Raw genomic sequence first — 23,568 nt, forward strand, 5'->3', positions numbered from 1 at the left:
GTCCTTAATTTAGATTCTGTTTTATTTTTTTTACGGCCTCCGCCGCCGTTTTTGCCTGAATAATAGCTAAGACCTTTTCATCTGTTTGAAACATATCGATCAGCGCCTGTAAAAATTCCAATTGCTTTTTCGGCTCCTTGATCGCCAGCATAAACATGATTTTTACCGGAACTAGAACCTCTGGTGAACCCATCATCTCAAACATTACTGGCTCCTTTAAAATACCGATCGCCATTGATTGCCTGAAAACATATTCTGAATCTGTGTGAGGGATCGCAACGCCTATGTGCTCCAAGGGCAAGCCGGTCGCAAATTCCTTTTCCCGCTCTTGAATCGCCAGGCCAAACGCTTCATTCACACACTGATTATTTTCAAGACGATCCGCTAATGTAGCCAGTGCTGAAAAATTATCAGGCTCATCCATTTCCAAATCTACCAAATGTTCATCTAAATACATTTCATCCCAAAAATCAGCCACCTAAATTGCACTCCCTTCCCCCATCACTAACTCCAAAAGTGTCTGTTTATCCGTTACTTGAATCAGCTTTTCCACGTTCTCCTCCTTCTCGATAAATTCAAGTAATCCCGTAATTTTGCTTTTTGCTGCATCGATATCCGTATCTGAAATAGCGAAAAATAGTATCACATTTACGTTATTGATCCCCCAATTTATTTTTTTATCCAAGGTCATGATCCCAATCGACGTTTGATTAACCTCACTTGGATCCGCATGGGGAATCGCAACACTGACAGAAAAGCTGGTATCTCCCAACTTCTCCCGAACCCAAACAGATTCACCAAAATTTTCTTTTGCGATTCCTAGCCGCTGGTACTGGTCAATCATGAAATTCAAACACGCCTCTTTATTTTCCACATGCTGCTGAAGAAAAATAAGGTCTGGATTGATCCACTGATGCTGGACCTGCGTTTTTTCTTTTACCGTTGCGTTGTAGCGTTTGTAATAGGTATGAACAATGCGGCTGATTTCTTCATCCTTGATCATTGGAGAGATATACACGACATTTCTTGCCTTCAAATTAGCATCTGTAGTCACTACGACATCTCGCGAGTTCAGTGTTACCTGCTCGAACTCTTTTGTTGTTAACTGAATGACCTTATCTGTATGAGGAATGATTCGACGAATTTTGGTAAAAATCAAATCACTCGTGATCAGCCCTCGGGAAAGAACCACGTAAATATTGCGAAAGCTCACGCCATATTTTCGTTCCAAAGAAACCTGAAAATAAATCACTAAAAAAGAAATCTCATCCCCTGTAATTTCGATCGAAAAACGTTGTGCAATGCTGCTAGTCGCATAACACATCATGGAATAAAGCAATAGATAACGGTTCTTGATTTCCTCCATAAAGGGATTTTTGATCAAGATATTCCGCCGCAGACGATAGATCATCGGAACGATATGGCTCATCAGAGAATCATGCAGCTCCTGATCGCCAGAGAAATCAATATTTAACAAGTTGCCTAAATCAGCCATCAATTCTTCAACAGCTTCCTGATAACAATTGCTATAGCTTTTTGTTGATTTGTAATACGGCTTTACGTTCATGGCATACAGCGTTTCGGATAAATGATAAATATCGGGATACCAAAGCTCAATCGAACTATTCGCAGAAATGAAGGCGCAGATTTCATATGTTTGGGTGTAAAGGGCTAGATCTTCTAGTTCGTTTTTCTTCTTTTCCTCGATCGTCATATGACAGCCCTGTTCTGCGCGAGTAATCAAACATAAAAAGGTAAGAAAAATTGCTGAAAAATACTTGTTTGAAATATCGCTGTAAAACATGTCTGAAAACTTCTCCAACGTATCCTTGACTAGCTGGATTCGTGTTTCTGGAAAATAATTGCTCAATTGCACCAGCAGCTCATCATTATTGACAAGCAGGGCATCGGGAAATTTTGTCATCAAGAAATTTTGATAGGACTGTTGAATGTCAGCCTCGGTTCCCTTAAGTGTTACTTTGCGCCGGCTTTGGCAAATCTTAACTTCAAAACGACGCAGATACCGCTGCAGATAATCTAAATCTTTTTTTAGGGTCGAATCAGAAATAAAAAAGTCCCGTTCCAATGCTTCTAGCAATTGCCCTTCAGGATTTATGAATAATTGTCGAAAAACGGCTTCTCTTCGTCCCAAGACATCATAAATATCCGTGTCGCTCTCCACTGAGAAATCCGTGATTTGACTGACATTCCCCTCAGTTCCAACTAATTTGATCCCATGCCGCGGGACCTTGACGATCTCTATCTCTTTCTTTACCAATTCCTTATTCAAAAAATTGACATCATTCAAAATGGTTCTTGTTGAGACCTCTAGCTTCTCACTGAAATAATTCGTTGACTTGTAATCGCTTTCAGAAACCAATAGTGAAAGCAATTGATTTCGGCGCCGCATACTCTTATCCATTTTCACACCTCCTTATTCATTTTGCCGGACTGACCGCCTCACTATCTCTTATATTCATCATAGTCAATTTTCTTGTTAGTTAAAAGGCATCCTTTTTTCATCATTAATCATGAAAGAACTAATGAATAGGAACGATTCTTTTTTGAAAATATTCATCTTTCAATAGTTAAGCGCAGTTCGTTCGATCTAAGGTAGTTTTCGTATGGATACGATTTTGCCGGATGAAGAGGAAAAAACTGCAAAAAAATGCTGACCACCGAGGTCAGCAATTTTCTACTTAGTTTATTTCTTCCACTCATCAACTTCTTTTTGATGGTCCTTGATCCAGTCTTTTGCTGCTTGAGAAGGATCCTTTCCTTCATTGATGGCCAGCATGACACTTTCCATATCTTTTTGGTTCCAATGGAAATTATCTAAGACTTTATACGCTTCAGGCTGATCTTTTTTCAGACCCTTACGTGTTATCGTGTGAATAGCTTCTTCAGCTCCCATCGCACCCTTCGGATCTTCCAAATACTTCAAACCATATTTAGCAAACATCCAATGCGGTGACCAGCCAGTGATTACGATCGGCTGTTTCTTTTTAATTGCTTGGCCCAAAGCTACAGTCATAGCACCAGAAGATGAGGTAGAAACCTTCCAATCTGCTAAGTTCGGATAGGCTTTTAAGGTGTTCTCTGCTGCATTCACAACACCGGCACCAGGTTCAATTCCGGTAATTGTTTTGCCGGCCTGATCAGTCAAGTCCTCGATGGAATTAACATCCATATAATCTGGAACAACAATCCCAACTCTGGCGCCTTTTAAATTAACGCCTAGATCATTTACTTGATCTTTATATTGAGCAAATTGCGACTTATGGGTATTCGGCAGCCATGCAGCAACCATTGCATCCGATTCACCTTTTGCCACAGATTCCCACATGATCGCATTATCCAACGGTGTCAGGTTGACATTGTAGCCCATTTCTTTTAGAACCTCACCGATTACATGGGTTGAAGCAACTTCAGTATCCCATTCTACGTAAGTCAGGTTGATTGTTCCTTTGTTCTCGTTAGAGGATCCTCCAAAACCAAACGAAGCAAGTAATACAACAGCGGCGACAACACCGGCTGCGATTCCAACTTTTTTCTTTTTCGTTTTCGGCATTTTTTCAGCTGCTTGTTGCTTCGGTTTATTGATATTTTGAGTGAAGCGGTCAATGATGATGGCTAAAATAACCAACGCCAGCCCATTCACAAAACCATTACCAACCTGTGCTCGCTGCAAGGCAGATAGCACACCCCGCCCAAGACCAGGTGCTCCGATCATTGACGCGATCACAACCATTGATAAAGCCAACATCGTTGTTTGGTTGATTCCGGCTAAGATCGTACTTTTCGCTAACGGCAATTCCAATTTAAACAGCTTTTGTTTACCCGTTCCGCCGAATGAATCAGAGGCTTCTACCAATTCTTTGGGAATTTGACGAATCCCTAGATTGGTAAAGCGTACGGTTGGCGGCAAAGCAAAAATTACTGAAGCAAAGACACCGGGAACCATACCGATTCCAAAGAAAGCGACAGCTGGGATCAAATACACAAATCCAGGCATCGTCTGCATGAAATCTAAGATCGGCGTAATGATTTTTTTCGCCGTCTCATTTTTCGCCATCAAAATCCCTAATGGCACTCCAATAATAATCGACAATAAACTAGATAAAAGTACTAAGGTAACTGTACTCATCAAATCAATCCATAAGCCTTGATTGTAAATAAAAAGCAACCCAATTAAGGTAAAGCTCGTCAGTCCCCATTTTCTATTTGAAATAAAAAATGCGGCAACAGTTAAAATAAGAATCAATAATAAGGGCGGAATTATCGTTAATAGATTTGTCATGCCGTCCATCAAAAACTGTCCTGCATGCTGCAGGGCCGAGAACAATCCTGAAAATGTTCCCGTTAGCCAATCTGTAAATCCTTCGACCCAATCTGCGACGGGCAAAGCTTGCTGTAAGAAATTAAACATTCATTTTCACCTCTTCTGTTTCCGTATCTGCCAACGCTTCTAACACACTGCCGCGAATGACGACACCGACTAAACGATCGCCTTCCACTACAGCCAGCGGTGCCGGCGAATCAAAAATCAGATTGAAAATGTCAGTTACCAGCATATCTTTAGGGATTCGGCGGACATTTTTATCAATGACTTCTTTTAATGTTAAATTATTTTTTCGTGCCTCTAGAGCTTTGTCAGCTGTCAAGCTGCCTTTTAGCTTACGTTTACGGTCCACAGCTAAGAGCATGCTGACTTCCTCTTTACGCATCCGATTCAAAGCAACATTTGGTCCATCAACTTCGATGTTCGTGGTTAATGCAGGAACCATGATATTTTGGGCAGTCAAGACTTTCGAACGATCCACGTCCTCAACAAAGTCCCGCACATATTGATTCGCTGGATGTGTCAGAATTTCTTCTCCTGTACCGATTTGCATAATTTGACCATCTTTCATCAATGCGATTCGATCTCCGATACGCAATGCTTCATTCAAATCATGAGTGATGAAAATAATTGTCTTTTGCACATTTGACTGCAAATCCAATAATTCATCCTGCATTTCACGACGAATCAATGGGTCTAATGCGGAGAAGGCTTCATCCATCAATAAAATCTCCGGATCATTAGCTAAAGCCCGCGCTAATCCAACCCGCTGCTGCATCCCACCGGATAATTGATTTGGATATTGATCTTTGAAGGTCAATAAACCAGAGTTTTCCAATGCTTTTTCTGCTTTAGCCTGACGTTCGGCTTTGGGTACTCCGCGTACTTCAAGGCCGTATTCTGTATTCTCTAAAATCGTCCGATGAGGAAACAAACCAAAATTTTGAAAAACCATGTTGATTTTATGACGACGCACTTCTCGTAGTGCTTCTTTATCCATTTTGGCAATATCCTCTCCATCTATGTAAATCTCACCAGAAGTTGGATCAATCAACCGATTTAATAAACGAATCATTGTGGATTTTCCGCTGCCGGAAAGTCCCATAATGACAAAAATTTCTCCTTCATTGACTTCAAAACTTGCATCATATACACCGACAGTTGCACCTGTTTGCTCTAAAATTTCATTCTTGTCGCGATTCTCTTGAATCATCGTAAGGGCTTGTTGCTGTTTCTTGCCAAAAATTTTAGTCAGATGTTCTACCTTAACTTTACTCAAAAATATATCCTCCTCTTAAAAAGTGACCATACTACCTTAACATCATGTGGTCACTTTTGTCAAAAAAGATGTTGAAAATTTTCAGCAAACAAAAAAAGAAAGCGGACGCTTTCTTTTTTGTTTAGATTATTTATCTGGGTAAAACAAATGCTGCATTCGCTGCAATACTAGCTCATTACCAACAAAAAACAGGGTATCTCCAGCACAAATCTTCGCATATGGCCCAGGGGACAGCAATAATTCATTTTTTTGTTGAATCGCAATAACAGTCGCACCCGTCTCGTGCCAAATGTTTAACTCATTAACGGTACTTTCTAAGTGAGCCGCTTCTTCAGTCAATGTTAATTCATAAGGAACAAAGGGCGCACCATTATGGACGCGCTTCGTTTGGGATAATAGCTGATTCAATAGTCCGCTGACATTGTCCAGCTCCTGCTTCTGTTTTTCAACACTGGCTTGGATCTCGTTCTTAATTTCTTGGATAGACTGCACATCTTGATATTTTTCGAAATAGGCCTGCGCTTTTTCCCGCGAAAGTACATATGCTCCGCTGCCATGACGAACTTCCATAATGCCTAGATCCACCAAAACATTGATCGCTTTACGAGCAGTTTCAGGAGAAACATTGAAATTGCTGGCTAAAGTTGAGCGTGCATGAATTTTTTCTCCTACTTGATATCGTTTGTCAGCGATCCGTTCAGCGATCTCTACCGCTACTTGCTGATAGCGCGGCAGCAAGATTCGCTTTTTGTTTTCCCCTTCCATTCCAATCCCTCTTTTTCTGCAGAATTCTTTTCAAGCATAGCATATTTTTTTTGGAAAAGCTTTAATCATTGCAAGCGGATAAAATGAATTTGTTAGTGTTTTCGAATTTAGAATTTCTTCATAGAGGACTGTTTTTCATCGCTATCCTTCGCAATTTTAGCAAAAAAAGGCTAAGCTGATTCAGATTATTTTTTACTATCAATAGAAACTAGGAGTGGTTGTTTGCATTTTTTTACAGGTATTATTGGGTTGCTTATTGTTTTAGCACTGAGTTTTTTGATCAGCAGCGATCGAAAGAATATTCGGTATTCTCCGATTTTGGTTATGCTGCTGCTGCAATTTTTATTAGGCTTTATCTTATTGCGAACGACTGTAGGAACATCTCTCGTCAACGGTTTAGCAGCTGTTTTTGATGCCTTGCTGAGTTTCGCAGGCGCTGGTGTTGATTTCGTTTTTGGAGGAATCGCTAATAAGGACAGCTTTCCGTTTTTCTTAAACGTCCTAATGCCGATCATCTTCATCTCTGCGATCATTGGAATCTTGCGCTACATTAGACTGCTGCCTTTGTTTATGAAAGGTGTTGGACTTGCACTCAGCAAAATCAATGGTATGGGCAAATTGGAATCCTACAACGGAATTGCTTCAGCGATCCTTGGTCAATCGGAAGTATTCATCTCTATCAAAAAAGAGCTGCCTACTTTGTCTGAACAGCGCCTGACTACCATGAGTATCTCAGCGATGTCCACTGTTTCCATGTCGATCGTTGGTTCCTATATGGCACTGATCCAACCGCGTTATGTGATTACTGCACTCGTACTGAATCTATTCGGCGGATTCATTATTGCTTCAATCGTTAATCCCTACCAATTGGAAAATGATGAATTAGTGATCGCTGAGGACAAAGAGCAAACCTTCTTCCAAATGCTGGGAGAATATATTTTAGACGGCTTCCACGTGGCAGTCACTGTAGCAGCAATGCTGATCGGTTTTGTCGCATTGATCGCGATGATCAACTTCCTTTTTGCTAAACTCACGGGGCTGACCTTCCAAGAAATCCTAGGATACATTTTTGCTCCATTAGCTTTTATCACAGGCATCCCCTGGAAAGAAGCTGTGAATGCAGGAAGCTTGATGGCTACCAAACTAGTAACCAATGAATTCGTTGCTATGACGGAGCTGGCCAAAAGCAGCTGGGATTTTTCAACTCGGACTACGGCAATTCTCTCTGTTTTTCTAGTTTCTTTTGCCAACTTCTCCTCCATTGGAATCATTTCTGGTGCGATGAAGGGCTTAAACGAGGAAAAAGGCAATCTAGTTGCCAAACACGGATTAAAAATTCTATTGTGTGCTAGCTTGGTCAGCTTTCTAAGCGCAATTATTACTGGTCTGATTTTTTAACTATCCAAAAACAACCGCTAAGGCTCATTTTTACTGAGCCTTAGCGGTTGTTTTATTCATGCTGAAGTTGCGTATTCTTCTTTACTTTACACTTGATCGCGATTACGAAACAAAAAAACTGTAATCATCATCCATAAAATGGACTTTGTCTACAGTCTGAGAGCCGCACACTTGTGCGACTCCTTATTAAACGGTTTTTATTAATTTTAACTTGATAAAGTGCCCTTCGGCAGATTCGACAACTTGTTCTATTTTATAGTGAGGAACAAACTTAGGTTCATCCACTTCCAACAGCGTTACTTCTTTTCCGAAGCCAGGAACTCCTACAACGAGGTTTTTTGTTTCTAAATGCAGCTGCATCACATTTTGCAATTGACCTGAAACCTCTAACAAAGCTTTCCTATCCTTGCTTTGACGCCAAGTACTTTGATGCAGCAGCCGCAGTCCGCTTCGTAAAATAGTATTTTGAACTGTCTTCTGTCGAATGACTTCTTTCCACATAAACGGCTCCTTAAGCAGCCGTTTCTTCAACTGTAACAGTTACTCGGACACCTAAATTACGACCAGCCTCGACCAGCTGTTCCGCTATTTCTGAGGAACTATCTAAATAAAAGACAAAAGCGGTATATTCCTTTGCGAATTTATTTAAGAAGCGTTCTCCTTCTTCTAATAAAGCCTTTCCAGTCAGACTTTCATAAAAAATAACTTGCTTATTACGTAAGAAGGTTTGCGGCAATTGCTTTTGAACCCCGACAACTGCGACTTTTTCCCCCTGGTAGTGACGTTTGATATGATTCCAGATTTGTTGCTCTGGTTCCGCTTTCTTTTCAAGAATGAACAATATATTAACTCCCTTTCAGTTTAAATTCATTGCCTGCAGGAAATAGCCCTGCCACTAGTAAATCATGCAAGACCATCACCCCCATTCTTGCTAAAAAAATAACAAACCATATTATATCCATCATACCAGCTTCTTTTTTTAAAGCAAGCTCAAAAAAAAAGACTTTCAAGTTTTCTAAACCTGAAAGTCTTTAGAATCATAGCTGTTCTTCATCAGCAACTTCATATTCGTAAGGCGAACCTTCATAGAAAAATTGAGTGGATACTGTCGCCTCATTGTCCATAGCAATCAATTCTTTGCGAAAAGGAAATCTGACCGTATTGCCTTTGATCGTATATTCGCCAGGCAGGATATAATATAATTTATCATCCGGCGTCGGCTTATTTAATTGGGTCATGACTTTATCGACCACCTGCTCCGGATCGATGGCTGTTGCTTTTACGACCTTTTCATAATCCTTTAAAAATGCTGTCTGTCCTTCAAAATAGGTTCTATCCATTTTATTCACCCTTTCCTATTTACTTTACCAGTTGCCTTCATTTTCTTAAAAAAACTCGCTTACTCGGTCAAATCCAACATTCCTGCTTCTGTTTGAAATACAGGCCAGCTACCCGCAACATCGATTCGGATCAAACTTAATTCGGGATACTTTTGGAGCTCTGTTCTTACAGAGTGAATCAATTGGGCTTGTTTCGCTAAGTGCTCCTCCAGCGGCAAAAGCTTGTCTTGATCAAGAATTTCCCGATACTCTTGATTCTTTTGAATGATCTCACGGAAAGCCGCTTTGAATGACCGTTCGATTTTTCGCGCGAACTTTGCTTCATTATCAGTCGTATAAGCTACTTGCTCTTTTTCTGCCAGAAAAGTCACATAAATCAAAGGGACCGTCGAGACAGGCTTCATCGGTGACACATAATAAAATGCCTGTTCCAAAAGATCTAATGACAATGTCAGCTTCATAACTTCTCCTTCTTCCTAATCACTAGAATTTTCTCGAAAAAACGAAAATCCTTCTAATAGTTCCGCCTGAATCCTTTTTTATACCTTCAATGTAAGAAATAGGACTAGCCTCGTCTTTTCCTATGTTGATTATAGCACTGACAAGAAAATTTTTACTTTGATTTATCTCAAATAAGAAAAGCTTCGCGAACTCGCTCAGCTTTAGATCGTTACCGTTAATGCCGCTGCAGCTAGAATCAGTAACAGCCCAATGATGGTAATCGTCATTTCTTTTTTGGTTTTCTTTTGTCCCAAGAACCAGATACCGGTTAATGTGGCTAGCACAACCGAGGTTTGAGATAAAATGAAGCCAGTTGCTAATCCGTTCATATTAGGCTGTGCTGAGATCAAGTAGGTCAATGCAGCAAAGGCAAAAAAGAAGCCGGAGAAAATATGCTTATACGATACTGCTTCTACTAATGCAGATTTTTCTTTGTCCTTCATACGTAAAATCACGGAATAAACAAGCGCAACTAAAAACATACCGATCGCCTGCGGCAGGAATGCGTGCATCCCATCGATAGTGGTTGCTTGCGGTGCAGCGGAATAAGCCCAATAACCAATTTCACCGACTGCTAACAATAATACTGCTTTTTTCAAGATATTAGCTTTTTCTTGTGTTTTTTCTTCCGTCCAAACGGTCATCCAAGCACCTAAAACAATTAATACTAACGCAAAGCCGCCTAATAATTTCGCGCTAGTCCCTGGCCAATCGCCTAAAGCAAAGACTCCCCATAAGGATGCACCAAGTAACTGGAAGGCCGTCGTAATAGGCATCGCCCGAGACGAACCAATCAGGGTAAATGATTGAAAGGTGATAATTTGGGCAGTTGCCCACCCCACACCTGAGAGGATCGAAAAGACCAAGTTCATTCCTGTTGGAAAACTCATTCCATTGACTATTGCAAAAACTAGGGCAAAAATCAATGTACCTAAAGTTGAACCTACTATTTGATTGACCGGACGTCCACCAATTTTTGACGCGATGGTGGGATAAAGCCCCCATCCAAGTAATGGCCCTAGTCCAATCAAGATTGCTGTTGTATTCATACTGTCTCCTCCTTGATTTTCTCTTTTAAACTGACCTATCTAGTTTAAAAGACAACACCGCTTTCTAGCAAAATATTTGCATAAGGAGTCATTTCTCCAGTACGAATAAATGCTTTACTATCGTGCAAAGCAGCCTTCATCTCAGCATGAGTAATGAACGTTACAGGTGTTTCAGGTAATCGCTCTTGAATTTTTTTCAACATTTCTGGGTTCTCCGTTTTGATTTCCTCTGCCAGATAGATCCGTTGAACAGCTAATTCCTCTAGTACATTGTTCAAAACATCCATAAAGCTTGGAATACCTTTATCTACGGCTAAATCAATTTTTTCTGTCGTCATTGGAACCGGCATCCCGGCATCACCGATACTTAATTGATCAAAATGTCCCATTTGTGCGATCACACGTGAAATATCTGAGTTGATGACTTTACTTTTTTTCATGATAAAAATCCTTTCGTTACTTCAATTCATTTTTGTATGGAATAGATGGTTGAGCACCAAAGCGTTGAACTGTCAGCGATGAGGCCTTATTTCCATATTCAATCGCTTCTTCCAAGTTACTAAAATCCTTCATTAATACACTGCTCATAGCACCAATGAACGTATCCCCAGCCGCGGTAGTATCTACTGCGTTGACCTTGAAAGCTGGAACGATACCGTTACGCCCCTGAACGTCGTAAAATGCACCTTTACTGCCGATCGTGATAATCACTGCTTCAATTCCTAATTGATGTAAATAATCTGCAGCTGCTTTTAAGCTCGCCTCATCCGTAACGTGGATCCCGGTCAAAATTTCCGTCTCAGTTTCATTTGGAATGATCATATCTGTAACGCGCAAAAGTGCTTCTGGAACATTTTCCAAAGCGGGGGCAGGATTTAAAATTGTTTTTACACCTGCTTCACGGGCAATCGAAAAAGCTTCAATCGTACTTTCTAAAGTGCTTTCAAATTGAGCAATAACAAAATCACTGGCCTTGATCACATCCGCATACTCTTGGACCTGCTGCGGGGTGAAAGCATTATTAGCCCCCGAATGAATCATGATGCTATTTTCACCGTGATCATCAACAATAATATAAGCCTGACCAGTTGCTTGCTTCTCTAGGGTTTGGACACCAGTTAAATCAATTCCTTCTTCAGATAAAAGCTCCCGCATCATTTCGCCTGCTTCATCATTACCGATTGCTCCGATAAAATGTGTAGCTGCTTCAGAACGTTTGGCTGCCACTGCTTGGTTTGCTCCCTTGCCGCCGCCCGCAGAAAAAATTTCTTTCGTATGCATCGTTTCACCAGGTTTTGGCATTTGCTTCACACGGATCGTCCGGTCAAGATTGATACTTCCAATAACTGTAATCGTATTCATTTTGTTCACTCCATTTCCTATTCTTTCGAGTTCCTCAATTCGAATTAAATTAAAACGTTTTATTAAAACGTTTTAATTCGACACCAAAAATATAGCACAGCTTGAAAGCTATTTCAAGTGTGCTGTTGAAAAACGTTTTATTAATTGAACCGGCAAGGTTTTTTCTTCCCATTCTTTCTCAGGCTGCTCGATTCTTTCCAATAATAAGCGAGCTGTTGTTTGTCCCAGCTCATGGATAGGCTGGGCGATTGTCGTCAGCTGCGGCGTGACGTATTCGCACATATCGATATTATCATACCCAATTACACTGTAATCCTGCGGAATTTTTTTCTTTGCAGCGGCTAAGCCCAAGTATAAACCAAAAGCCAATTCATCATTGATAGCAAAAACTGCCGTTGCATCTGTCTTAATGATTTCCCTAGCTGCTTGACGTCCGCCGTCTTTCGTTAACTCTCCGTAAATCAAGATAGCCTTAGGATAAATTTCTTGAAAACCCGTTAGCCGTGTTTTGATATTTTCTGTCGCATCTTCAGGCAGCACTAATGCTACCTTTTCATGACCCAATTGACTCAAATGTTCGCCAGCAAGTCTTCCCCCGGAAAAATCATCAGTCAAAACTGCGTCGCTGAAGCCCTCTGCTTTCTTTTGATCCAAAACAATATAAGGGAGATTCTTTTTCCTCAGCGTTTCATTGATAGCCTGGTTGGAGATTGCTGAACTGGCTATGATATAGCCATCAACTCCGCGACGACTTAATTCTTCTAAATAATCCGTCTCTTTTTTCGTATCTAAATCAGCATTACAAAGCATCGTTATAAAGTTTTCGCGATAGAGAACACCTTCAACCCCACGGACCAACGTGCTAAAAAAAGGATTGGTGATATCAGGGACCAATACTCCAATCGTCTTGCTTTTTTTCATGACCATTCGACGGGCAAAATAATCTGGCTCATAATTCAAAGCTGCTTTGGCTGCTAGTACTTTTTCGACTGTTTTCGGACTGAATTTTTGATCGTTACCGTTTAAAATCTGAGAGACCGTTGCAATCGAGACTCCTGATTGTTTGGCGACATCTTTGATGGTGATTTTTTTATTTTTCATCTGACCGCTCCTCGCTCGTCGTAAGGTAATGATTTTTTAACAAAAATCAGTTTTATGTTCGTTCTGCTTCAAGCTCTGCTACATTTTCTCATGAATGGATGCACCTGTAAATACATCCGGTAATGAACTTGCTATAGTCTTTATTTTTTTCTATACTTCTTATGATATGCTCGCTCCTTGAATTTGTTTCGAAACACCGCAACAAAGGGTGCGCACATAAAATTTTTATAGCCTTGGTAAATGGTTTCACAGCTTACCATGGAAAAGAAAGGAAACAAATGAATAAAACAACAAAAATCATTCTAGGCATTATCCTAGTCTTAGCGATTGTATTAATCGCAGCAGGGAATTATTTTTACTCCTATGCCATTGTTCCTGCTAAAAAGGATTTTCTAGCGGATAGTTCAAAAAAGAAATCTGCGGAATTAATTTCTGCCGAAAATTGGTTCAATAATGAAAACAATCGCAGCGACTGGAATCTTTCCTCAAAAGACGGACTAAAATTATCCGCTTATTATCTGCCGGCAGAAAAGGATCAACATAAAACAGCGATTATTGCACATGGTTATATGGGGCAAGCTTCTGATATGCCGCAATATGCTAAAATCTATCACGATCTCGGCTACAATGTTTTGATGCCTGACGCTCGCGGGCATGGGAAAAGCGAAGGCGATTATATAGGCTTTGGCTGGCACGAGCGGAAAGACTACCTCCAGTGGATCGATCGCATCATCAAAAAAGACCCGCAGTCTGAAATCGTTCTTCATGGAGTGAGCATGGGCGCCGCGACTGTCATGATGACCAGTGGTGAAAAGCTGCCAGATAATGTCAAAGCCTTTGTAGAAGACTGCGGCTACAGCTCGGTCAAGGGTGAGTTGAATTACCAGTTGAAGCAAATGTTCAATCTGCCCTCATTTCCATTGATCCCTGTTACCAGCCTCGTTACGAAAGTCCGTGCAGGTTACTTTTTTGGTGAAGCAGATACGATCAAACAATTAAATAAAAACGAACGTCCGATGCTTTTTATCCACGGTGATAAAGATGACTTTGTTCCTTATTCGATGTTAGCTCAAGTTTACGCAGCGACTAAAGGACCAAAAGAAAAATATGTGGTTCACGGTGCTAAACATGCCGAGGCACTAAGCAGCGACCCTAAACTGTATCAGAAAAAAGTGACGGAGTTTATCCAGAAATATATTCCTTGATCCAAGTAGATAGAACGCTGAGTTAACAAAAAAACGAGCACTCATTGCGAGGACTGCTCTAACTAGGACTTCCTTTGTTCTTTGTCCTAGTTAGAGCTAGCCTCTATCAATGCGTCTCGTTTTTTGCTTGCTCCAACAAATATTCAGCTAAACTATCTGTAATTGCAATGTGAGTAAAAATTTTCGTTTTCGTGCCCACATACAGCACATCCTTTTTACTTTCCTCGTAACAGGCAACTGCCACACTGGAAATTTTGCGTACATCATCAACACCTAGCCCAATAACATTTTCGTTAATCTCACAAGCGACTTCCTGTCCCGCCTGATCAATAAATTTCGAGTTCACATCTCCGATCACATCAAGCTTCTCCAGTTCCTTGATATCTTGCTGATTCACATAGCCGATTTCTGTCATCGTATTGTTTTGAGAGAAAGGACTGGCGATTCCGACCAACGCGAAGTCGACATTTTTCCCTGCTTCCAACACATCGTGGATGCCATCATTTTCGATTAAGCTTCTCTTGATAAAATCATTGTCTACTAATGCTGGAGCATACAAATATTTGCATTTAGCGCGCATTTTTTTGGCTAGATCATAGGCCAATTGATTGGAATGGACATCTACCATCTCTGACCCTAACCCGCCAATCAGAGGTATGATCGTCGCATCTGAATGATTTTCATAGGGATATTCGTCAACGATCCCTCTTAACATTTTCCCCCACGAAAGACCAATCGTTTCAGCCTTCGCGACCTCCCTTTGAAAGGCCGTGATTGCGGTTTGGACTAACAAACGCTCAATCTCATCCTTCCGCAAACTGCTGGTATCTAATACTGCCGCCTTTTTTAACCCGAATGTTTCTTCCAATGCTAGTTCCAGCTCAACGGAATAAGCGCTTTCACTTTTGATGAAAATATCAACAATGCCTTCATTTTTTGCGTCATTCAAATATTTTGAAACCAATGAACGAGAGATTCCCATATGCTTAGCGATCTCCGATTGTTTCAAATTCTTTTTGTAATACATCGTAGCCACTTTTACGATGTCGCGATTATGTTTTATAGCCATTTTAATCCCATCCCTCTAAACAACTTTTGATTTTCAAACACCATGCGATTAATCCTACGAATGCGCGAGTAGAACTAGTGGGGGGTAAAATTCATTTTTCGCAGTTAATGTAAATCAACAAAAGAATTTTCCTGTCGCAAAAAAATACTTCTTTTCCTACTTAACATTCTACTAACTAACGGACTGATTCTATCAATAAATTGACAGCTGACCCCCTTTAGACAGCCTTTTTCTAAACCAAAGAAAAAGGCTGTTACGTTCATTTTGCCTATTATTTTTTGAAAAGCAGAACGGACAAATGAGGATGTACCCGATCGGCACATCCTCAACAACTTTTGTTCTAAATAATCTCGATCACATCGCCAATTTCAAAGCTTGGAAAAACTCCTGGGCTGACAATAATCGCTCCCGGCAAGATTTCCCCGATCTCATTTCGGAAATAAACCGAAATATGTCCTAACTCTTCAAAATTAGCATTTGCTTGCGACCCTACTTCTTCGATCGTAAATTCTTGATCACCAAATTTTATTTTCCCGCCGATCTTCAAGGCATCTTTCGGCTGATCCTCAAATTCATGAATCACACAAATATCTCTCAACTCTGCAGTCGCAGAAGGTCCAAACAAAATAATCAATCGTTCTTCTTCAAAAGCTGGTACCATGCTGCCAATTTCAATAATTTTAGATTTTACCATCCATCCATTCGCTCCATTCAAACAATTTTTAATACATTCCGAAACTAGCCAACCAAGCCAAAATTACAGCCGTAAAACCGGTTAGCATCCGTCCATATAAAATCGCGGGCACCCCGATGGCTACCGTTTCTGGTTTTGCTTCTCCTAAGGATAAACCAACTGGAATAAAGTCACAACCCACATGAGCATTTATCGCAAACAATGCTGGCAATGCGTATTGCACAGGAATGGAACCGTTAGCAATTTGTGTACCGATTAATACACCAATAACCTGTGAAATTACGGCACCTGGTCCCAAGATTGGCGACAAAATCGGAATACTACAGATTAAGGCTAAAGCGATCATCCCTGGTAATGAGCCTGCTAGTGGAGAAAGTACCTTCGCCAACCAGTCACCGACACCAGTATAATTGATAATCCCAACGATCATACTGATAAATGCCATAAATGGAATGATATTTTTTAATAGCATATCCAGCGCATCACGACCCGATTGATAGAACGTTCCCATTACACCACCAATGCCGCGTGAGAAACGAACTAAAAACCCGTCTTTTTTCGCTTGGACTTCTTTATGATCTTCTTTGATTTTTGAATATCTCTCTCTAAACTCTTCCTCAGATTCACGACCTTCAGTTATCATTTTTTCAGTTGCTGCCGCAGATTCTGCGTCTTCAGCATGTGCATGATTAACTGCTGCCATTTGCCGCTCTTCTAGATTCGCATCCTCCATCAACGCTACATCTTCTGGACGTACTCCCGAAACGAAGATATCTTCTGTAATGTGCTTTGATAGCGGTCCAGATGGAGAAGATGGCAATACATCTACGGTTGGGATACGCTTCATTGGATATACACCGATACGCGCTGTTCCCCCGCAGTCGATAACGGCACATACTGTCTCCTCTTCAGGAATTTGGTTCTTAAATCCATCACAGGCAATCCCGCCGGTCAAATCAGCAATTTGCTGCGCTACTGGATGGATACCGCCGCCAGTAACAGAAACAACTTTATTTTTCTTCTCTGTTGGTGTCAAGGTCAATCCAACACCCCAGCCCTTATTTCCAGGTTTTACAAATACTGTTTTGTACATTACGATTTCCCCCTTACGCAGTCGCTTTCTTCGCTTCTCTAGCCATCATGAATTTAGTCAGTCTTTCAGTTACGATCCCACGAATCAAAATAACAACAATCCCTACTAAAAAGTAGCGAACAGCTAAACTAGACTGGTTAAATCCTGCTTTGGTCACACCATTGGCAATTCCCAAATAAACAAATAATTCGCCTGCATTAGCATATGGGAACAATCCAGTTACCGGGTGAACGAATGATACAGCTGCATCATAAAATGCTGGTTTTTCTTCTTCCTTAACGAACTTGCCGAATGTATAAGCCATTGGGTTCGTCAACATCAAAACCGCCAAAATCGGCATCAACGAGTAACGTAAAATCATATATTTTGAACAATAGCGGATAGCTCTGTCGACACGTTCTTCACCGATAAATGCAATAACTGAGTAAGTAAACGTTAGTAGTACAATTAACAATGGTACGATCCCGGTCATGTATCCCATGAATTGCTCGCCGCCGGCTTCAAACATACCAATAAAGTTTTTCCCTGCCCATTCGATATATTTCATTATAAAATCCTCCTTTTAGGTAACCGCTTCCAATTTCCGTGTGTAAATCTGTGATAAGGCCCGATCAATTTGGGGCGCCTTTTTTTCTTGTTTTAATGTACTGTAGCTGACTAGCTGCACACCTCTATATGACTGTTCTTCTTTGAATCGTGCAAAAATCGTTAAACCTTTGCAAATATAGCACTGAATGACTTTTCCATCGGTATCAACGACAACTGCGACGATCGTCCGCAATACTTTCCCTTTAACAACTTCGGTATAAAATTCATATTCTGTTCCAGCCTGTTCAGTGGTGATTCTTTTTATGAAACTTTGATAATACTTCACCTGAACGATACTTAGCAGACTTTGACTAAGCATTAAAACGATCAAAATAATCATCAAGCCGTTCATAAGCTACATCCTCTCTAAAAGCAGATGAGGAAAATCCCCATCTGCCTAAAATTCACCTTACTCGCCAAACGTAGAATCTTGAAGTTTCCGCAAACGATAAACGGTCGTTGATTCATCAATTTCAATATCATCATAAGTCAAGAATGTACCGTCTTTAATGTCGCGTTTTGCAACAGATGAGCCGCCAACTAGGCCGATTGGTACATTATTATTTTTCACTAGATCTTCGTGTGTTTCTAGTACACCACGAACACAATAACCGCCGATACCATCGATTTTTTCTCCTGCCTTGATATCTTTCTTAGCTACGGCGACAGTTTCCGAAATCGGAGCGCCTAATGGAACGATCGCGTGATCATGATTTAAAACTGCTTTGGCAATCGTGATCGGTGTTTCTAAACTCGCTAAATGGTACGGACGATACAAGATATGGTGATCGCGATCCCCCTTCTTCATCAAGTAGCTCAATTCATGTCGAGCACCTTCATTTTGTCCTTTAACAATGACGAATACCCCAGGTGCCAATCCATCCACATATTCAACTACACCATATTTGTCTAAGACCCCGCCATTTTCTTTCAAATCCAAGTCCTTGATTACTGAATCAACATCGCCGCTGATCCCGTGCATCCCAACTTTATCAGGAATAAAGCCGATCGCATTAGATAATAAGTTCATTTCAGCCATAGTCTTCGTGCCGTCTTGGAAGGCTGCTAACATGTGGCTGGACATTTGTTTGGAATCTGCCTCTGCTTGAGCTGTATCTGGATTAGCGCCTACTTTCAGCTTATTGTTCTTTCCTTTACCAGCGACTAAAACTTCCATCCCCATGCTTTTCGCGAATTCAAATAATTCTGTTGTCGCAGCTGGCTCATCACCATCTGACCCTGTATAAACTAAGTTTGCTGAATCATACATTTTCTTCATCAATGGTCCGATCGTGATATCTACTTCTACATTCAGCAGAACAATATGCTTCTTCGCTAACAATGTTTCTAACGAAATTTGTGCCCCTACTTCTGGAACTCCAGTCGCATCAACAATTACTTCTACCTTATCCGAATGAATGATTTCTTTAAAATCTGAACTGACTAGAATGTCCACTTTTTTCTCTGCACTTGCATTGTAAGCATCCGCTGCGCGCTGTGCAGCATCCTTATTGATGTCACTGATACCTGTCACTGCCATCCCCGGAATCGTCGAAATCTGAGCGATCATCCCAAATCCCATTTGACCTGCACCAATTACCCCGACTTTGATTGGTGCGCCATTTCTTTCTCTTTCCAAAAGCTTCCCATAAAGTGTCATTATTACCCCTCCATACTTTTTTGACATATGACAAAGCTCTTGACATATGCCTTAAGACACCTTTAGTATAACATCGCACAAAATCATGTCAACGCTTTCTTTTCACAAACTATCATTTTCCATCAATCGGAACATATGTTAAATAAGTATTAAATACCGTAAAAAACGTGATGCAACAACAATTACAATGTAGCGTTCATTATATTCAATTCATTTCAAATAGAAAAGAATCACAATTTCACATCTTTAAAATAACTATTAATTATTCCGGCGTAATTTATCTTATTCTGCTAATCACAAAAAAATAGAATCTGTTTGATTAATGATTCACAATGCTGTAAAGTTCAAATATCCTAAAAAATGGGTTTCCTAACTATAGTAAATTTTTTTCGTCTTCTAACTAATGTGATTTATCTCATTTTATTGTGAATGAACAAACTATACTATTTTTTGTCATTTCCTGATTGATTATTGAAGAGAAAAAAACAAAAACCGTAATTTTGACAGACGTCAAAATTACGGTTTTATTATTGCTGTCCGTAGGTCTCGAATTTCTCCAAAACCTCTTTCATTTGTTCTTGATTCAAAAGTTTAGGTGTACCGATACAACGAGCACGATAATCAAGCTTTGCTAAAAACTCAATATCCTTAGCAACACCAAAGGCACTCGCCAGGTCCGGTCCAATCGTTAGGACACCGTGATTACCCAATAAAATACCATTATCCTGCTGGATAAAATTGAAAGCTTCTTCGGCTAATTCCCGCGTACCAAAAGTCTTATACTCACAACAACGAACTTTCTCACCAACAGAACCAATGATATAATGCAGCGGTTCGATTTCTTGCTGTAAACACGCAAACGTTGTCGCGTATTCTGAATGTGTATGAACGACGGATCTTACATCTGGGCGATTCGCATAAAAGATACTGTGAAGATCATACTCACTTGATGGTTTACGATTTCCTTCCAGTACTTTTCCCTGGAGATCCATCAAAACGATGTCTTCCGGCTCGGTTTCAAAATAAGGAATCCCGCTTGGACTGATCAGCATCGCTTCTTCTTCTGGAAAATAAATGCTAATATTCCCACCGGTACCAGTAGTTAATTTTTCGGTGATAAGTTTCTTGCCGTATTCGACAATCAACTCGCGTTCTTTTAGATGTCTCATCTTCTACTCCAATCAATAAAAATTATTTTCGGGTTGCTCCGTTAAATAGCGGGTTAAATCATAAGGCGAAAAAATTCCGCGGTCAGTTACAACCGCACCGATTAATTCCGGTGGCGTGATGTCAAAGGATGGATAAATCGCTTTGACTCCCGCTAATGTATGTTTGATACCATTCAATTCCATCACCTGCTCAGGATCACGCATCTCGATCTTGATACTTTCATGACTGATTTTATCCGTATCTGGAATCCCCGTAACAAAGTACGGAATACCAAAACGTTGCGCTAAAATAGCCATTTGATACGTTCCAACTTTATTGGCGATATAGCCGTCCTGTGCAATCGTATCTGCGGCAGAAGTGAACAAATCGATTGTTTCATGTGCCATCAGATAGGCAATCATATTATCAGAAATGACCGTCGTATCAAAGCCCATTTCCGCACAGCAGCTCGCAGTCAAACGAGCGCCTTGTAAATAGGGGCGGGTTTCTGCACAAAAGAAGCGCAATATCTTTTTCTGTTCAATGGCTTCTCGCAGAAGCATCCCAATAATCGTCTCCCCGAAGCACTGCGTTAAGACCGTACCATTATTTGGAATTTTTTCAATCAAATATTTTGCGACTTGATCCATCGTGTAATAGCGGCGGTTTAAAGAATCAATCGTATTTTGTTTAATTGCTTCAGCTGGTTCTTCGCCTTTTTTTAATGCTGCTTCTGCAACTGCTACACATTTTTCAGTGATCAGCGTCATTCGATTAGCGGTCGTGGGTCGTGCATTGGCAATCGTATGGGCTGCTTTTTTTAAATAAGCGATTTGATCTATCGGACCTAACCCCTTACTTTCTTCAGCAGCTAAGGCCATTCCCATTCCTGCTGCGGTGTAGGGACCTGCACTTTGAGTCACCATGTCCGTGATAGCTTGCGCAACTGCTTGATGTGTCTCGCATTCAACAAATTCTACCCTAGTCGGATAAATTCGGCGATCTAAGATCCGGACCTTTCCCTCTTCGTACCATGCCACATTTTCATATTGCAATAATGTCGGCATCGTATAATCTTGTCTTTCCAACTACATTCACCTTCTACTTCATAAATAATGGAATCCTCTTATAAATTGAAAAACGCAGAACTGACACACTCATTGACTCCATCAACTAACTGACTGCCGCTAGTAATATGTTGCCGATTGATAATTAATTGAATGCCTATTTTTAAAAGCAGCTGTTCTGCTGCAACTTTTTTCTCAGAAGGAATCAAAGATAACTCCTTCACCTTTGAATCTCCTACGACTCGCCGGATGATCTCCGTGCCAGCATACCCTACTGCATCAGTCATGATTCCTTGCAGCACGGTGTCTTTAAATGCATGATTACGATACAAGGAAACAGTCACTGCTTCATCGTAGCACCTATCCAGCTTCGCTTGGACCTGATCATAAACAGCGGCAATCATCCCCACGCTCCATTGGTGGAAAGTTTGATCAATTTTCGGATCAAATAGGTTTTTGATCATTGGAAAATAGAGATGAGCCAAAACATTTCCTATGTCATACCCCGCTGGACCATAAAAGGCAAACTCGGGATCTATTATTTTTAAGCCTGCTTGATTGATAAAAATAGAGCCAGTATGAAGGTCCCCATGCAATAATGACTGGGCATTATTCATAAAATTATTACGCAGCATCGCAACCTCTACCTGCAGTGGTACATTTTCATACAAATTTTCTCTAATAAAGTCTTCGTTGCCAGGAGTCAAAATATTTCGCTGCTTGTAATCATTATACGGCTCTGTGAACACTAGATCCTCGCTGATATCACACATTTCCGGATTGATAAAGTCCCTAACATGCTGTTTTTTTACCGCCCGATCCAAAACAAGATCACTCGTTAAAAGCAATGTGCGTGCTAAATATTCTGAAATTTCCTCACTAAAGTCAGGAAATAGTTTCTTATCAATCAACTCATAGCGCATGTTTTGATAGTCTGAAACATCTTCCATCGTCAAAGCATACATCTTTTGATCATAATAATAAACCTCTGGTACGAATCGTGGAGTTAGATTATTTTGCAAGCGTAAAATTTCTGCTTCGATTCGATTACGATCAATAGCTAATGGGCGGCCAGATGAACGCAGCAGCACATCTGCTTGCTTAATAATCAGACTTTCTTGTGTTGCCTCATTCACCACACGAAAGACATAGTTGATATTCCCATCGCCAATTTCAGTAACAGTCAGTGGTGCATCCTCCGGAAAAGCGCCTAGCTTCTCCACGACATAGTGTTTGATTATTTGCGTATCCATTAGAAAATGCTGCTGATACGCAGTCGATTCTTTTGGTGTAAGCTTCATATTATCGCCTCATTCATTTATTTTCGCTACCAGTTCAATAAGAGCTTCCTTTTTCTAAAACATGGAAAATGATTCTGTCTCTCGTCACACGATCATCTAATTAAACAGCTCAAACATTTTTATGCTTAAACCCTCTATCTAAATCTCCCCTGATAAAACTGCAAAAAGTGTGACTGACAAAAAAACACTCATCTAAAAGTGTACATTTAAACCAGTTAAATGCAACTCTTAGATGAATGTTCTTAACTAATCGCAATTTTCGTTCCCACAGTAATCACTGGCATCGCTTTATCTTCCACATAAAGGGTGCCTGGAAGCTCTGCCGTTTTCGAACCATCAAACCGTAGCGTGATATGGCCTAAATCGTCAAGATTCTTCTTCACCACATCCCCTACCGCCGTGATTTCATACACTTGATCATCGAAGGAAAAATTCATTCCTGCTGTAATCTCAGCTGTGGATGGTGTCAATTGGATGTTATAACAATAATCTGCTAATGTCTCTGGCGCGTCATCGCCAAAGAAAATCAACATCTTTTCTTGTTGAAACATCTCTGCTTCTGGGCCAATGTTGGTAACTTGCGTCTCAAAAATCATCTTTCATCT

General features: G+C 40.5%; 26 protein-coding genes. 2 read left to right on the forward strand and 24 right to left on the reverse strand.

Features of this window, described 5'->3' with window-relative positions; all coding sequences use genetic code 11:
• Positions 1-4 precede the first annotated feature (4 nt).
• The 5 genes from IGI67_RS11375 to IGI67_RS11395 form a co-directional block, all read right to left on the reverse strand.
• The gene (locus IGI67_RS11375) at positions 5-478 is read right to left on the reverse strand and encodes a PTS sugar transporter subunit IIA (protein WP_207110086.1); all 474 of its coding nucleotides are present in this window, start codon (positions 476-478) and stop codon (positions 5-7) included.
• Entirely contained in the window at positions 479-2,422 is a 1,944-nt protein-coding gene (locus tag IGI67_RS11380) for a BglG family transcription antiterminator (RefSeq protein ID WP_429957765.1), read from the reverse strand.
• Between the two features lie 282 nt (positions 2,423-2,704).
• Positions 2,705-4,429 carry an ABC transporter permease/substrate binding protein gene (locus tag IGI67_RS11385; protein ID WP_429957766.1) on the reverse strand — a complete coding sequence of 575 codons (1,725 nt, stop codon included), beginning with the start codon at positions 4,427-4,429 and terminating at the stop codon, positions 2,705-2,707.
• Complete coding sequence (locus IGI67_RS11390) at positions 4,422-5,621, reverse strand: quaternary amine ABC transporter ATP-binding protein (RefSeq protein ID WP_207110083.1); 1,200 nt, start codon at positions 5,619-5,621, stop codon at positions 4,422-4,424. The genes IGI67_RS11385 and IGI67_RS11390 overlap by 8 nt, the downstream gene beginning before the upstream one ends.
• A 126-nt stretch (positions 5,622-5,747) precedes the next feature.
• On the reverse strand, positions 5,748-6,386 hold the full coding sequence (locus IGI67_RS11395) for a GntR family transcriptional regulator (RefSeq protein WP_207110082.1): 639 nt from the start codon (positions 6,384-6,386) through the stop codon (positions 5,748-5,750).
• Between the two features lie 222 nt (positions 6,387-6,608).
• Between IGI67_RS11395 and IGI67_RS11400 the strand changes: the two genes are divergently transcribed.
• Entirely contained in the window at positions 6,609-7,784 is a 1,176-nt protein-coding gene (locus tag IGI67_RS11400; protein WP_429957767.1) for a NupC/NupG family nucleoside CNT transporter, read from the forward strand.
• A 186-nt stretch (positions 7,785-7,970) separates the two neighbouring features.
• On the opposite strand, the gene IGI67_RS11405 is transcribed toward IGI67_RS11400, so the two are convergent.
• The 9 genes from IGI67_RS11405 to rbsR all read right to left on the reverse strand — a co-directional run bounded on the left by IGI67_RS11405 (position 7,971) and on the right by rbsR (position 13,137).
• On the reverse strand, positions 7,971-8,285 hold the full coding sequence (locus IGI67_RS11405; protein ID WP_429957768.1) for a hypothetical protein: 315 nt from the start codon (positions 8,283-8,285) through the stop codon (positions 7,971-7,973).
• A 10-nt stretch (positions 8,286-8,295) separates the two neighbouring features.
• Entirely contained in the window at positions 8,296-8,625 is a 330-nt protein-coding gene (locus IGI67_RS11410; protein ID WP_207110079.1) for a hypothetical protein, read from the reverse strand.
• A gap of 4 nt (positions 8,626-8,629) precedes the next feature.
• Positions 8,630-8,794, reverse strand: a complete 165-nt coding sequence (locus IGI67_RS11415; protein WP_429957769.1) for a hypothetical protein — start codon at positions 8,792-8,794, stop codon at positions 8,630-8,632.
• A 27-nt stretch (positions 8,795-8,821) separates the two neighbouring features.
• Positions 8,822-9,124 carry a DUF5960 family protein gene (locus IGI67_RS11420; protein WP_429957770.1) on the reverse strand — a complete coding sequence of 101 codons (303 nt, stop codon included), beginning with the start codon at positions 9,122-9,124 and terminating at the stop codon, positions 8,822-8,824.
• Between the two features lie 59 nt (positions 9,125-9,183).
• Positions 9,184-9,585 (reverse strand): hypothetical protein, encoded by a 402-nt coding sequence (locus IGI67_RS11425; protein ID WP_429957771.1) that lies wholly within the window; start codon positions 9,583-9,585, stop codon positions 9,184-9,186.
• 201 nt (positions 9,586-9,786) lie between these two features.
• Positions 9,787-10,674, reverse strand: a complete 888-nt coding sequence (gene rbsU / locus IGI67_RS11430) for a ribose/proton symporter RbsU (RefSeq protein ID WP_429957772.1) — start codon at positions 10,672-10,674, stop codon at positions 9,787-9,789.
• A gap of 44 nt (positions 10,675-10,718) precedes the next feature.
• Entirely contained in the window at positions 10,719-11,114 is a 396-nt protein-coding gene (rbsD, locus tag IGI67_RS11435; RefSeq protein WP_207110075.1) for a D-ribose pyranase, read from the reverse strand.
• A gap of 16 nt (positions 11,115-11,130) precedes the next feature.
• On the reverse strand, positions 11,131-12,036 hold the full coding sequence (rbsK, locus tag IGI67_RS11440) for a ribokinase (protein ID WP_207110074.1): 906 nt from the start codon (positions 12,034-12,036) through the stop codon (positions 11,131-11,133).
• Positions 12,037-12,144: 108 nt separating this feature from the next.
• Entirely contained in the window at positions 12,145-13,137 is a 993-nt protein-coding gene (gene rbsR / locus IGI67_RS11445; protein ID WP_429957773.1) for a ribose utilization transcriptional repressor RbsR, read from the reverse strand.
• A 278-nt stretch (positions 13,138-13,415) separates the two neighbouring features.
• Between rbsR and IGI67_RS11450 the strand changes: the two genes are divergently transcribed.
• Positions 13,416-14,342, forward strand: a complete 927-nt coding sequence (locus IGI67_RS11450; RefSeq protein WP_429957774.1) for an alpha/beta hydrolase — start codon at positions 13,416-13,418, stop codon at positions 14,340-14,342.
• 106 nt (positions 14,343-14,448) lie between these two features.
• Here IGI67_RS11450 and IGI67_RS11455 read toward each other — a convergent pair whose 3' ends face one another.
• From IGI67_RS11455 to IGI67_RS11500, 10 genes are all read right to left on the reverse strand, one after another.
• Positions 14,449-15,411, reverse strand: coding sequence for a sugar-binding transcriptional regulator (locus tag IGI67_RS11455; protein WP_429957775.1), 963 nt, complete (start codon positions 15,409-15,411; stop codon positions 14,449-14,451).
• A 340-nt stretch (positions 15,412-15,751) separates the two neighbouring features.
• Positions 15,752-16,105, reverse strand: a complete 354-nt coding sequence (locus tag IGI67_RS11460; protein WP_207110070.1) for a PTS glucitol/sorbitol transporter subunit IIA — start codon at positions 16,103-16,105, stop codon at positions 15,752-15,754.
• Between the two features lie 28 nt (positions 16,106-16,133).
• Positions 16,134-17,198 carry a PTS glucitol/sorbitol transporter subunit IIB gene (gene srlE, locus IGI67_RS11465; protein ID WP_207110069.1) on the reverse strand — a complete coding sequence of 355 codons (1,065 nt, stop codon included), beginning with the start codon at positions 17,196-17,198 and terminating at the stop codon, positions 16,134-16,136.
• 13 nt (positions 17,199-17,211) lie between these two features.
• Positions 17,212-17,745 (reverse strand): PTS glucitol/sorbitol transporter subunit IIC, encoded by a 534-nt coding sequence (gene srlA, locus IGI67_RS11470; protein ID WP_207110068.1) that lies wholly within the window; start codon positions 17,743-17,745, stop codon positions 17,212-17,214.
• Positions 17,746-17,760: 15 nt separating this feature from the next.
• Positions 17,761-18,138, reverse strand: a complete 378-nt coding sequence (locus tag IGI67_RS11475) for a transcriptional regulator GutM (RefSeq protein WP_429957776.1) — start codon at positions 18,136-18,138, stop codon at positions 17,761-17,763.
• A 57-nt stretch (positions 18,139-18,195) separates the two neighbouring features.
• Positions 18,196-19,446 carry an NAD(P)H-dependent oxidoreductase gene (locus tag IGI67_RS11480; RefSeq protein WP_207110066.1) on the reverse strand — a complete coding sequence of 417 codons (1,251 nt, stop codon included), beginning with the start codon at positions 19,444-19,446 and terminating at the stop codon, positions 18,196-18,198.
• 527 nt (positions 19,447-19,973) lie between these two features.
• The gene (locus IGI67_RS11485) at positions 19,974-20,615 is read right to left on the reverse strand and encodes an L-fuculose-phosphate aldolase (protein WP_429957777.1); all 642 of its coding nucleotides are present in this window, start codon (positions 20,613-20,615) and stop codon (positions 19,974-19,976) included.
• Between the two features lie 12 nt (positions 20,616-20,627).
• The gene (locus IGI67_RS11490; protein WP_429957778.1) at positions 20,628-21,683 is read right to left on the reverse strand and encodes a s-methyl-5-thioribose-1-phosphate isomerase; all 1,056 of its coding nucleotides are present in this window, start codon (positions 21,681-21,683) and stop codon (positions 20,628-20,630) included.
• 38 nt (positions 21,684-21,721) lie between these two features.
• Positions 21,722-22,963 (reverse strand): S-methyl-5-thioribose kinase, encoded by a 1,242-nt coding sequence (mtnK, locus tag IGI67_RS11495; protein WP_429957779.1) that lies wholly within the window; start codon positions 22,961-22,963, stop codon positions 21,722-21,724.
• A 242-nt stretch (positions 22,964-23,205) separates the two neighbouring features.
• Positions 23,206-23,559, reverse strand: coding sequence for a PTS glucitol/sorbitol transporter subunit IIA (locus IGI67_RS11500; RefSeq protein ID WP_429957780.1), 354 nt, complete (start codon positions 23,557-23,559; stop codon positions 23,206-23,208).
• Positions 23,560-23,568: the final 9 nt, after the last annotated feature.

Origin of the sequence: Enterococcus sp. AZ196 (assembly GCF_050498845.1) — a bacterium.
Classification (GTDB): domain Bacteria; phylum Bacillota; class Bacilli; order Lactobacillales; family Enterococcaceae; genus Enterococcus_A; species Enterococcus_A murrayae.